This window comes from Campylobacter concisus (assembly GCF_003048615.2).
GTDB classification, from domain to species: domain Bacteria; phylum Campylobacterota; class Campylobacteria; order Campylobacterales; family Campylobacteraceae; genus Campylobacter_A; species Campylobacter_A concisus_C.
Map to the genome: position 1 here is coordinate 1,114,214 of NZ_CP049263.1, position 11,987 is coordinate 1,126,200.

Consider the following 11,987-nt stretch of genomic DNA (forward strand, 5'->3'; position numbering starts at 1 on the left):
AGGCCAAATTTAAATCTTCGCTTTTAGAGCCATTATCCTCTTGTATGATGCGTCGATTCGCTCTTTGCTGATCTTTTTCTCATTTACAGCATCGATTATGATCTGAGTGATCAGATTGGCCGTTCTTTGGTTGTTTATCTTAAACTCACTAAAGAGCAAGATATCGCCACCAGCGTTTATAAATTTCACCACTTTTTGTGCTAAAGCTTCGTCGCCAACGCCTTTCATTAGCATATCATCGCTAATGACCACGCCATTAAATTTGAGCTCATTTCGCAAGAGATCGGTTATTATTTTTTTAGAAAGTGTGGCTGGATTGTCCTCGTCGATGCCCTTTACAAAAAGATGTCCGACCATGATGATCTGCGCTCTACCTGTGCTTATAGCGTCTTTGTATGGCAGTAGCGCATCTTTGCTTAGCGTGACCTCACTCTTATTTTTATGCGAATCCTCTTTTGAGCTGCCATGTCCCGGGAAGTGCTTGAGTGTCGTTAGGATGCCCTGCTCTTTAAATGCGTCCATAAAAGCATCAGCGTAGATCACCACCTTGCTTGCATACTCGCTAAACGCCCTTTGCTTAGCGGCGATGATCGGCGAGTTTTCATCGTGCAGATCGACCACTGGGGCGAAATTTAAATTTATGCCGCACTCTTTTAAATTTATAGCCATTTTTGAGTAGAGATCGTATGCGCTTTTGATATCAAGCGTGCTTGCGACCTCGTATGCGCTAGGATATGGACCATCAAAGCTCTTATCCTTCATACGGCTTACATTGCCGCCCTCTTCGTCGATAGCGATGAAAATTTTAGGACTTTTCTCTTTGATTGCCTTTATGCTAGCTTTTAGTTGGGCTTTGCTAGTGACATTTCTGCCAAGTAGCATCACTCCGCCAAATCTCTCGTATCCAGCGTCGCTTAACATCGCGCGAAACGCAGCGTCTTTTGTGCTAGCTCCGTTAAAGCCAACCATTATCATCTGCGAGACCTTGGCTCTTAGGCTCACCTCTGCGCCGTTTAGCCCCATAGCAAAAATAGCCACAAAAAGTATAAATTTAAAAGCTCTCATCTTCTTCCCAAAAGCGATTTTACGCTCTCAAAAACGTCTTTACCATTTAGCATATTTTCAACCTCACTAGCAATAGGCACATATATGCCCTTTTCTTTAGCGATCTTGCTAATAGCCCTTGCAGTATCGACACCCTCTGCCACCTCGCCAAGCTCATTTAAAATTTTCTCTAATCTCTCGTGCCTTGCGATGCCAAGACCTACGCGGTAGTTGCGCGAAAGTATCGAGGAAGCGGTTAAGAAAAGATCCCCTGCGCCGCTTAGCCCCATAAATGTCTCATCTTTTGCACCAAAAAATTTGCCAAATCTAGCCATCTCGACAAGCCCCCTCGAAATGAGACTTGCCCTTGCGTTATTGCCAAGGCCAAGTCCGTCGCAGATACCACCAGCTATGGCGATCACGTTTTTATACGCTCCGCACACCTCAGCGCCGATCACATCATCAGAAGTGTAGGCTTTCATATAGCTTGGGAAAAATGAGGCAAATTTTAAAGCTAAATTTTGGTTTTTAGAATTTACCACCAAAGCGCAAGGCAGCTTTTGCATGATCTCTTTTGCAAAGGTCGGCCCTGAAAGAAAGGCCAAATTTTCTCTATCAACAAAATCCTCATAAATTTCATTTAAAAATTTGAGATTTGCCGTGTCTATGCCCTTGCTGGCGACTAGGATCTTTTGACCTTTGTTTTTGTAGTTTTGCTTTAGCCATAAATTTGTAGCTTGCGTTGGGATCGTGCAGACTAGATATTCGCACTCCAAAGCTTCATCCAAGCTTACAAAATTTAGCATCTCTCTTGGCGTTCTTGAACTGATAACGCACTCGTTGTTCTCGCTAAATGCGTGAAATAGTGCACTGCCCCACTTGCCAGCTCCGATGACTGCTATGCTCATTTTAGCCCTTTTTTAGCCTATTTTGGCCTTTAAAAGCTCATTGACCTTGCCTGGGTTAAACGCACCCTTGCCCTCTTTCATCACCTGACCGACAAAGAAGCCAAACATCTTATCTTTGCCGTTTTTATACTCTTCTACTTTGTCGGCGTTTGCAGCTAAAATTTGATCTATGATCGCGATGATCGCTGAGTCGTCGCTCACTTGTTTCAAGCCAAGCTTTTCGATGACGCTATCGACGTCTACGTCATGCTCCATTAGATAGTCTAGCACCTCTTTTGCAGCCTTGCCACTTATCGTGCCATCTTCTATGCGTTTTAGTAAATTTATCATCTTAGCGCTGCTAACTGGGCTTGTCTCGATCGTTACGCCGTTATTTAAACGGCCAAGAAGCTCGACTATGAGCCACGTAGTAGCAAGCTTTGGCTGAATTCCAGCAGCGATTAGCTCTTCAAAATATCTAGCCATCTCAACGCTTTGGGTTAAATTTAGCGCATCGCTCTCTTTTACGCCTAGCTCGCTAACATATCTTGCGACCTTTTGCTCAGCAAGCTCTGGAATTTTGATCGCTTCGTTATACATCTCTTCTGGCACTTCAACAGGGAGCAAGTCAGGGTCAGGAAAGTACCTATACTCCGCGCTATCCTCTTTGCCACGCATAGATCTTGTCACTAAATTTGTCGTGTCAAACAGCCTTGTCTCTTGATAGACCTCTTCGTCATATTTGCCATCTTCCCACGCTGCACTTTGGCGTTCTACCTCATAATCGATCGCTTTTTGGATAAATTTAAATGAGTTTAGGTTCTTTATCTCAACCCTTGTGTAAAGCTTGGTATCGCCTTTTGGACGGATAGAGACGTTTGCGTCGCAGCGGAAGCTACCTTCTTGCATATTTGCGTCACTGATGTTTAAAAAGCGAAGGATTGAGTGCAGTTTCTTAAGATAAGCCACCGCCTCGTCGCTACTTCTAAGGTCTGGCTCGCTAACTATCTCAAGAAGCGGCGTGCCAGCTCTATTTAGATCGACCAAACTCTCGTTTTCTTCGTGGATGTTCTTGCCAGCGTCCTCTTCAAGGTGCGCTCTAGTTACGCCGATGCGTTTTTTAGTGCCGTTTACGTCGATGATGAGCTCGCCACCTTCTACGATAGGTATCTCAAACTGTGAAATTTGATATGCCTTTGGAAGGTCTGGGTAGAAGTAGTTTTTTCTATTAAAGACTGATTTTTTATTTATCTTAGCGTTTATTGCTGTGCCAAAGCTGATCGCCTTTTTGACTGCCTCTTTGTTTAGTACAGGTAGCGCTCCAGGCAGAGCTAGGCAGGTCGGACAAACGTGAGTGTTTGCCTCATCGCCAAAGCTAGTTGAGCAAGAGCAGAAAATTTTAGTTTTTGTATTAAGCTGAGTGTGAACTTCTAAACCGATAACGACTTCAAACATATTTTTACCTTTAAATTTATGCAAATTTTTAGTGCGTATTTTAGCGATACTTTCTTTTAAAATATCTAAAGGGGAGCTTTTGTGATCTATTTATATAGGTTAAAAATATTTTTGGAGAATAAATTTAAAAAGAGAAAAGCCATATAAAAATATGGCTTTAAATTTTAATGCTCATGCTCGCTAATAGCGACTGCGCCTGCTAGATAAACGTAAGTTAGCATCATGAAGATAAATGTTTGCAAAACAGCCATAAGTGTTAGAAGTGCAAATGCTGGAAGTGGAGCAAACCATGGTGCAAGTGTAAGCATCGCAAGCAAGAACAAGTCATCGCCCTTGATGTTACCAAAAAGACGGAAAGATAGCGAAACTACACGTGAAAGATGTGAGATGACTTCGACTGGAAACATAATAGGAGCTAGAAATTTGTTTGGTCCCATGAAGTGTCCAAAGTATTTGAAAAAGCCATTTTCTCTAATGCCCTCAAAGTTGTAGTAAATAAATACAACCAAAGCCAAAACTAGAGTTAAATTTAAGCTTGAGCTTGGTGACTCAAAGCCAGGGATGATGCCGATGACGTTTGAGAAAAATACGATAAAGCCGATAGTTGCGACAAGTGGGAGGTATTTTCTAGCTAGCTTTTCGCTACCTAAAGTATCCTTGCCCATAGAGATAACACCCTCTAAATAAGCCTCAACTATGTTTTGAAGACCTCTTGGCACAAGCTGCATTTTGCTCCTTGCGATGTAGGCAACGATAAGGATGATCAAAGCTACAAGGCAAAAGTGAAACGCATAGACAAAGGCATGTGAATGGTTTAGCAAATTTGAGAATAGAAACAAATCTTTCATTGATTTACCTTAGATTTAGAATTTTGCGTGATTGTAACAAAATTATTGTTAAAACATTTTTAATTTTAAGCCTTGAAGTAGTCAAAAAGCAGTTTGCAAATGGTCGCTGCGACAACTATCAAAAACATCGTTCTAATAAATTTGACCTCTTTTTTGATGACTAAATTTGAGCCAAAATATGCTCCTAAAATTTGTCCCACAGCCATCAAAAAGCCAACTAGCCAAAGTATCTGTCCACCGGCTATAAAAACGCCAAGTGCTACGATGTTGCTGGTGAAATTTAAAGCCTTTGTGTGAGCGACCGCCTTTTTTAAATTTAGCCCAATTAAAGCCACCATCGCAAACATCCAAAACGAGCCTGCTCCTGGGCCAAAAAAGCCATCATAAAAGCCAAGAATTAGTCCAAAAATGACATAAAATAGCCTCTCATTCATCTTTGCAGCCCTGTCGCTCTCGCCTATTTTTGGCATAAAAAGTGTGTAGATGAAGATAGCGATTAGCAAAAATGGGATGATTATTTTTAAGAAATTTGCATTTAAAAATAAGATGAGCGTTGCGCCGATGGCTGCTCCAATAAATGTAAAAACTATGCCAACAAAGCACTCTTTATAATTAATCAGTCCTTTTTTAGTGAAATTTAGCGTTGCCGTGAAGCTGCCAAAGACGCCTTGAAGCTTGTTTGTGCCAAGGGCAAGATGAGGTGGCACGCCCATAGCCATGATGGCTGGCAAAGTGATCAGTCCGCCACCTCCTGCGATCGCGTCGATAAAACCACCCAAAAACGCGGCGACAAAAAAGACAGTGTAGCTAAGTAGGTCAAATTCCATTTTTGTTCTTTGTAAATTTAAGTTAAAAAGCGGATTGTAGTTTAAAATTTTGAAATTTCATCTTAGAAATGGAGGTTAAAATTGAGCGCGAAATTTAAAAAGCCTTTAAACATTAAATTTAAAGGCTTTTTGTGGTGGCTTAATTATTTAATAACGCCGCAAAGCATTCTAGCGCCGCCACCGCCAAGTGCTTTTGGCTGGTCGCTGTGGTTGTCACCACCGACGTGAACCATTAGTGAGTGACCTTTTAGCTCGTCAAGGTTTTTTATCTTTGGAGCTAGCACTGGGTAGTTTGCATTGCCCTCAGCATCTACGTAAAGCGCTGGTAGATCGCCTTTGTGACCCTTATCGTCCCATGCAAATGAGTGCATCTTTGTTTCAGCTGGATCCCAGTGACCGCCTGCTTTCATACCAAGACCTTTTTCAGTCGCGCCACAATCAGCATTTTGATGAACGTGAAAGCCATGAAGTCCTGCAGGAAGACCTTTTAAATTTGGAAAAAACGCAACGCCGTAGTTTGTCTTAACAGCTACTACTTCGCCAACGCTCTTATCGCCTTTTTCGCTTAGCTCATTAACAGGTATGACTAGATGTTCGCCAGACTTTGGATCAAAGTGATGACCCTCGTGAGCAAAAAGCAAAGTTCCTAAAACTGCACTTAGTAAAACGATTTTTTTCATACAAGCTCCTTATGGATAAAATTGTATGGTAAGTCTATCCTAAATTTAAAAATTTAGCAATAATTTTTATTTTTTAAGATTTTTTACGATAGTTTCTAGCTCTTTGCTCTGCCCTATCCTGTAAAGCGCAAAGTCATATTTTATCGGGTCTAGCTCGTCAAATTCTCTAAGTTTTTTTGTAAGCTCCATCACCGCTTTGAAGTCGTAGCTCTTTCTATTTATAAGTCCTAAATTTAATGAAACCCTATGCGTATGCACGTCAAGCGGCATCAAAAGTCTATCTTTTGGCAAATTTTTAAATAGCCCAAGGTCGATGTCGCTATCTCGCACCATCCAGCGAAGATACATATTGTAGCGTTTATATGGACTTTGTGGCTCCCTCTCAAAACTCTTACCAAAGAAAAACTCATATCCGTCTGAGCGGTAAGAATTTAGCCCATAAATAAATTTAATAAGCTCATTTACGCCCTCTATCATCTCGCCGTTTTTTGCAAGACCTTGGCGCAAAATTTCTTCTATGTCAGCCTCTTTTTTCAGGCGTGAAAGTGTGATGAAAATTTCTTTTACGTCATTTTCATTTTGAAAGCGGTATTTGAAATTTGACAGATTTTTCTTGATATTTTGCTCACTCTCATCAAGCAGGCTAAATTCAAGCGAATTTAGAAATTTCACTATCATTTTTGCGTTACCATAAGCAAATAACGCACAAATGAGTGCTATGTTTGGCTCTTTAAATTTAGTAGCTACTTGAAGTGGGTCCGGGGCGTCAAATAGCCCCGAATTTGTATTTTTACTAAGTACGTGTGAGTCTAAAAGGCTCTTTAGTTCGCTCATTGTTTTAGTGAAAGAAGCGTGTCAAGCATCTGATCAACTGTCGTGATGATCTTTGCTGCTGCACCGTAGCTTGCTTGAAAGCGGATTAAGTTTGTAAGCTCTTCGTTGGTATCTACGCCACTTGTTGATTGAAATTCCTCTTCAGCAGTCCTTTGCAAAGATGTGTTTGTGTCGTGGATAGTGTTGTTCGCCTCGGTATCGCTCGCCATATCGGTTGTGAAATATCGGTAATATCCCTCAATAGTCTCATCTCTATCAAGCGCAGTACCACTTGAGTAAAATGTCTGCTTTTGGTACTGAAGCTGTATCATCTTGTTTGCAACTTCGTTGTTTCCCACGACTGGTTTTGAGTAGGCACGAAGCTTTGTGTGATCTTGAGTGAAATTTTGATTGATGCCTATTGTATTTGAGTTTGTGCCAGAAAAAAATCTGTTGATACCAACAACGCCTGGGAAATTTGTGCCGTGATCGACTATTGAGATGCTATAAAGCCCTTGAGCTTGCTTTGGTATGAGCGCAAATGTGCCTTGATGCGTGTTTTTATCATAAAAATACGACGCTTCAAAGAAGTCATCGACGTCATTTAGCATGTTGTTGTCATTGTTGTCGTCTGAATTTGAGTTAAAATCCTGCACAACAGAGTTGCCGTATTTTGTATCGTTCATCGTCGTTGTGCCGTTTATCTCGATGGTCTTTTTGGCTACGACGTTGCCCTTGTTATCATAAACTATGGCTTCAAAACTGCCATTTCTTATGCTGTTGTCGTGGTTCATCAGCGTCTTGTCGTTTTCTAGATAGCTGATCGGATCTGAGTTTGAAATTTCAACCGCAGACTCGGCATAGACGTTGTTTGTGCTAGTTATTAAAGTTTTTGAAAATGTATTTAGATTGTCAATATATTTTTGGATGATACCATCGCTAAATTTATCATTATCTGGCTCGTAGTTGCGGCCTCTAAGATCAAGCGCAGCGCCTATCTTGCCATTTGTGATCTTCTCCTCCATAGGGATGCGTCTGCCATCTTCTCTTTCATAATAAATTTTCGTGTATTGCCCACTCTCGGTTGAGCTCATAGAAATTTCATGAAAATTTACGCCATCAACGATGCTCACACCGCCGATATTTAGGTTGTAGTATCTTCCTTGATCGCTTATGCCTGTATCTATCCTTGACTCGCTTTTTAGATCGCTTTTATAAACGGCTGTATTTACCAGCTTTGACATAGCAAGCTCTAGCTCATCGCGCTTGTCACGAAGGTCATTTGCATTTATCTTGATGCCAGCGTCTGCGCCAGATTCAACTCTTTGAATTTGCTTATTGATATTTGCTATTTGCTTGCCAAGTGAGTTTATCTCGTTTATGTTTATCTTTATAGTCTCATCTATCTGCGTGTGCATATCATAAAGCATCTTTGATGAGCGGTTGATGCTAGCTGTTAAAACGCTAGCTTTGTTTATCAAATTTACCTTTTGAGCGCCCTCATCTGGGTTTGAAGCAAAGTTGTTCCACGCAGCAAAATACTCCTGTATATCTTTTACCATGCCGTTATCTTTTAGATCTGGGAAGTATTTTGTCGCCTCTTGTAAAATTCTCTGTTTATAGCCTGTATTTTCTAAATTTGACGATGAGTACTTTAGTCTTTGGTAGGCAAACTCATCGTGAAGTCTTGTCACGGTATCTACTTGCGTACCTGTGCCAACGCCACCAGGGACAGTGTTCATCGCTGGAGATGCTGACTGGACTACACGTTGTCTTGTGTAGTAGTTACTATCGGCGTTTGTGATGTTGTTTCCAGTTGTGCTTATTTGCACTTGGGCTGCATTTAGCCCTGAAACGCCTGTGCCTAATGACATAAAGATATTAGCCATTTGTTAAACCCTTGATTTGTAAAAATTATTATCTGTGCCGCTGCCGTCTTGGCCGTATTCATTAGTCTGAGTACCAAAGACTTTTTTGCTAAGTGAGTCAAAAAACTCCTTAACAACAACGACGTGTCTTGCATATTCTTTATTTACTTTATGCAAAATTTCAAGCTTTGAACGCATAAGCACTAGCTTTGACTTCACTTCATCATCTAAAACATTTGCAAGTGTCGTAGTACCACTCTCTTTTGAGACCCTTAAAAGCTCTTTATCCAAAGCTCTTTTGGTATCTTCAAAAGCACGCACGAGAGCATTTTTCTTCTTCACACTCTCATCAACGCTTGAGTGCTTCGCCTCTTTTATGTTGGCGATATCTTGCATCGTTAAATTTATAAGCTCGTCTAGCTCGCCTATGGCCTCGTCCAAAAGCTTCTTTATCATTTAAATTCCTTTAAATTTAGAGCAACGCATCAGCCACAGCTTTTGCTGTTTTAGAGATATCTACCTGATAGGTGCCATTTGCTATTGCATCAGCTATCTCTTTTACTCTTGCGTTTTCATTTGTTTTTACTTCTTTGTTTTCATTTTCAACTCTAGCATCGCTATTTTTATTTAGCATATTTGCCTGGTAGTTTGGTCTTTGGTTCAAAGGAGTTATCATATCCATACCTCTTAAAATAAAATGTTTATATCACTACATCGGCAAAATATAAATTTACTTAAGAGTCTCTCTTCAAAAAATCGTATAAAAGTTCTGAAAAACCTAAATTTCCACTCAAAGCTTTGCTCATAGCGTCGTTATACATGGACCTGTAAATGTCGCTGCCAGCGGCTTTTGGATAGAGTGAGTTCTTGTCATCTTCTTTTAAAGCGATATCAAGAACAGCTTTTACCATAAATGCTTCAAAAGCATCAGTTTGCTCTTTTAAAAGTGCATCTTGTTTGGCATTTGCATTTTTTATCTTGTTTGCTGAGATGTCATTATATGAATTTAGTGCTAAGGTGTTATCTATTTGCATTATATTATCTCCAGATCGACTTGTATCGCGCCAACTCGTTTTAAATTTTCAAGTATCGAGATGATGTCACTTGGTGTTGCTCCAAGCTTGTTTAGCGCTCTTGTTACGTTTGCAACGGTTGTTTTTTCGCCTGAAATTTTAAGTAAATTTTGACTAGGAGCCACCGAGGTGTCGCTACCTATATTTACATCATTTTGCACCGCCTCTTCGTAGCTGTTTGGCTCTATCTTTATTGTAATTGCGCCATGAGTTATCACGACTGGACTAACTACCGCGTTTATACCGCTAACTATCGTGCCAGTTCTCTCATCAACTACGATCTTCTCATCTGGCTTATACTCCACGTCAAGATCAAGCACAGCGCTTGCAAGCTCGATAATGCTAACATCATCTGGCTTTTTAACGATGACCGTTCTTGGATCGATCGCTTTTGCAGTGTCATCTGAGATGTTTGCATTTATAGCGTTTTGGATATCAAGAGCGGTTTTAAAATTTGTATCTTTTAGGCTTAGCTTTATGCTGTCTTGGTTATAGATATCGTAAGTGACCTCGCGCTCCACAAGTGCGCCATTTAAGATAGTGCCAACGGTTGGGTGATTGCCGCCAGTTCTTCCTGCGCTCTTGCCACCGATACTTAGAGGTCCTTGAGCCAAAGCGTAGATATCGCCATCAACGCCCTTTAGTGGGGTCATAAGAAGAGTGCCACCTTGCAAGCTTTTTGCATCGCCGATAGATGAGATCTCGATATCAAGCTTGTCGCCATGTCTTGCAAATGCAGGCAATTTTGCTGTCACCATAACAGCGGCTGCGTTTTTAGACTTGATATCATCTGGATTTATCTTGACATTTACGCCTTGAAGCATGTTTGATAGCGACTGGATCGTAAATTTTGACGTTGAGCCATCCCCTGTGCCGTTTAGTCCGACGACTAAACCATAGCCTATTAGCTGATTATCCCTTACGCCAACGATATTTGCGAGCTCTTTTATCTGCGTAGCAAAGGCTGAAGTAGCTATCACTGAAGCTGCTACAAAAGATAAAAATTTATTCATATTTTTTCCTAAAATTTAGCTATTTTAGGTTTTAAAAGCAAAAGATGTTCCAAATTTTACTGAAAATAAGAGAGAGAAGTGGCTCCAAATTTTTTAAATTTAACAAGCTTATACGCAGAAATTTCATCGCCAAATTTAAAGTCGCTGTTATGCTCAAAAACTATCATATAAATTTTCTCTTTTTTTAGCTGCGAGATCAAATTTACTAGCTTTTCGTAGATATCATCAAAGCCAGCCCTTATGTCAAATGGCGGATCAAGATAGAGCAAAACCTTGCCATTTTGCGAATTTACAAGATCAGGCAAAAGCGCAAAGCTGTCGCCATTTATCGCTTTTAAATTTGGACTTTGCAGGCTTGCAAGGTTGCTTTGCGTGATCTTAAAAGCAGCCCTATCTTTTTCGATCGCGATAGCCTCGCGCGCTCCGTTACTAACAGCCTCGCTTGCCATCACGCCACTTCCGCCAAAGCCCTCTATAAATGTAAGTGAGCAAATTTCATCTCTAATGACGTTAAAAAAGGACTCTTTTACAATGCTTTTTGTGCTTCTTGTCGTGCTTAGACTTGGCAATTCAAGCCTTTTGCCTTTAAATTTACCACTTGAAATTTTGGTGCAAAGCTTCACTGATTTGCCCTTAAAATTTCAAGCAGATCAGCTTTAAATTTATCTATCAAATTTGAGACTTTTTGTTCCAAACTCTTTTCATTTACTATCTGATCTGGCTCTTTTGCCTTTGAAATTTGCGTGGCTGAGTAAAACTCCTCGAGCGTATCAAGAAGAGTGGCTCTTGTGAATGGATGAGAAAGATGAGCGTTCTTACCTATTATAAATAGCGGTTTTTTTGTGACGATCTCGCGGTCACTTACTACAAAATCACAATCCTTATGATGAGCGGCCAAATTTCCACAAAAAAGCAGCAAGGTCTTTTGCAGCAAAATGCAGTCGCATTCAAATGAAATTTTCATATCCCGTCCTATAAATTTTGCTCGATTTTAACCTAAATAATCAAAAATTTATATAAATACTAAAGGAATTTAAAATTTTACCGATGTAGAAGCTAGCGTAAGTTTTAAGGAGTAAAACTATGGAAATTTTCAAAGCAGCGGCAAATCAAACACTTGATGCAAACATGAGCACGTCGGCTCAGCGTCAAATCGATAGCAGACCTATCGAGCACTCAGATGTCAAAGTAAATGCCGATAAAAACGGTAAAGCAAAAGGTGCAGATGACCTAGACAAGCTTAGTAACGAGGATCTTGCTAGAAAGACAAGAGAGGTTACTGATAGGCTAAACTATCAGATGCAACAGCTCGATACAAATGTAAGATTTGCTTACAACGAGAAGTTAAATTTAATGGTAGTGCAAGTAAAAGACGCCAAAACAGGCGAAGAGATAACACAGCTTCCGAGCAAAGAAGCTATAAAAATCAGCGAGTATTTCAAAGAAAGTATCGGAATACTTTTTGACAAGGAGAGTTAA

15 protein-coding genes are annotated in these 11,987 nt (G+C 40.4%); 1 reads left to right on the forward strand and 14 read right to left on the reverse strand.

What is annotated here, in order from left to right; translation table 11 throughout:
* Nucleotides 1-9: 9 nt before the first annotated feature.
* The 14 genes from CVS89_RS05640 to CVS89_RS05705 form a co-directional block, all read right to left on the reverse strand.
* The gene (locus tag CVS89_RS05640) at nt 10-1,065 is read right to left on the reverse strand and encodes a glycoside hydrolase family 3 N-terminal domain-containing protein (protein WP_107848442.1); all 1,056 of its coding nucleotides are present in this window, start codon (nt 1,063-1,065) and stop codon (nt 10-12) included.
* A complete protein-coding gene (locus tag CVS89_RS05645; RefSeq protein ID WP_103613839.1) occupies nt 1,062-1,952 on the reverse strand; it encodes an NAD(P)H-dependent glycerol-3-phosphate dehydrogenase in 891 nt (296 codons plus the stop codon). The genes CVS89_RS05640 and CVS89_RS05645 overlap by 4 nt, the downstream gene beginning before the upstream one ends.
* 12 nt (nt 1,953-1,964) lie before the next feature.
* Nucleotides 1,965-3,386: an Asp-tRNA(Asn)/Glu-tRNA(Gln) amidotransferase subunit GatB gene (gene gatB / locus CVS89_RS05650; RefSeq protein ID WP_103613838.1), complete on the reverse strand. Its 1,422-nt coding sequence runs from the start codon at nt 3,384-3,386 to the stop codon at nt 1,965-1,967.
* A gap of 164 nt (nt 3,387-3,550) precedes the next feature.
* Entirely contained in the window at nt 3,551-4,234 is a 684-nt protein-coding gene (locus CVS89_RS05655; protein ID WP_002942300.1) for a F0F1 ATP synthase subunit A, read from the reverse strand.
* Between the two features lie 65 nt (nt 4,235-4,299).
* Nucleotides 4,300-5,061 carry a TSUP family transporter gene (locus tag CVS89_RS05660; RefSeq protein WP_107848443.1) on the reverse strand — a complete coding sequence of 254 codons (762 nt, stop codon included), beginning with the start codon at nt 5,059-5,061 and terminating at the stop codon, nt 4,300-4,302.
* A 143-nt stretch (nt 5,062-5,204) separates the two neighbouring features.
* Entirely contained in the window at nt 5,205-5,741 is a 537-nt protein-coding gene (locus tag CVS89_RS05665; protein WP_107848444.1) for a superoxide dismutase family protein, read from the reverse strand.
* Between the two features lie 66 nt (nt 5,742-5,807).
* Nucleotides 5,808-6,575: a TIGR02757 family protein gene (locus CVS89_RS05670; RefSeq protein WP_107848445.1), complete on the reverse strand. Its 768-nt coding sequence runs from the start codon at nt 6,573-6,575 to the stop codon at nt 5,808-5,810.
* A complete protein-coding gene (gene flgK, locus CVS89_RS05675; protein WP_103571899.1) occupies nt 6,572-8,443 on the reverse strand; it encodes a flagellar hook-associated protein FlgK in 1,872 nt (623 codons plus the stop codon). Before flgK ends, CVS89_RS05670 begins: the two co-directional genes overlap by 4 nt.
* 3 nt (nt 8,444-8,446) lie before the next feature.
* The gene (locus CVS89_RS05680) at nt 8,447-8,878 is read right to left on the reverse strand and encodes a flagellar export chaperone FlgN (RefSeq protein ID WP_012001657.1); all 432 of its coding nucleotides are present in this window, start codon (nt 8,876-8,878) and stop codon (nt 8,447-8,449) included.
* 16 nt (nt 8,879-8,894) lie between these two features.
* Nucleotides 8,895-9,098, reverse strand: a complete 204-nt coding sequence (locus CVS89_RS05685; RefSeq protein ID WP_196088125.1) for a flagellar biosynthesis anti-sigma factor FlgM — start codon at nt 9,096-9,098, stop codon at nt 8,895-8,897.
* 58 nt (nt 9,099-9,156) lie between these two features.
* A complete protein-coding gene (locus CVS89_RS05690; RefSeq protein ID WP_002942304.1) occupies nt 9,157-9,456 on the reverse strand; it encodes a rod-binding protein in 300 nt (99 codons plus the stop codon).
* The gene (locus CVS89_RS05695) at nt 9,456-10,508 is read right to left on the reverse strand and encodes a flagellar basal body P-ring protein FlgI (protein ID WP_107848446.1); all 1,053 of its coding nucleotides are present in this window, start codon (nt 10,506-10,508) and stop codon (nt 9,456-9,458) included. The genes CVS89_RS05690 and CVS89_RS05695 overlap by 1 nt, the downstream gene beginning before the upstream one ends.
* A 56-nt stretch (nt 10,509-10,564) precedes the next feature.
* The gene (rsmD, locus tag CVS89_RS05700) at nt 10,565-11,131 is read right to left on the reverse strand and encodes a 16S rRNA (guanine(966)-N(2))-methyltransferase RsmD (RefSeq protein WP_103609121.1); all 567 of its coding nucleotides are present in this window, start codon (nt 11,129-11,131) and stop codon (nt 10,565-10,567) included.
* Entirely contained in the window at nt 11,128-11,472 is a 345-nt protein-coding gene (locus CVS89_RS05705) for a hypothetical protein (protein WP_021089777.1), read from the reverse strand. Before CVS89_RS05705 ends, rsmD begins: the two co-directional genes overlap by 4 nt.
* A 119-nt stretch (nt 11,473-11,591) precedes the next feature.
* Here CVS89_RS05705 and CVS89_RS05710 point away from each other — a divergent pair, with 119 nt between their 5' ends.
* On the forward strand, nt 11,592-11,987 hold the full coding sequence (locus CVS89_RS05710) for a FlaG family protein (protein WP_103602454.1): 396 nt from the start codon (nt 11,592-11,594) through the stop codon (nt 11,985-11,987).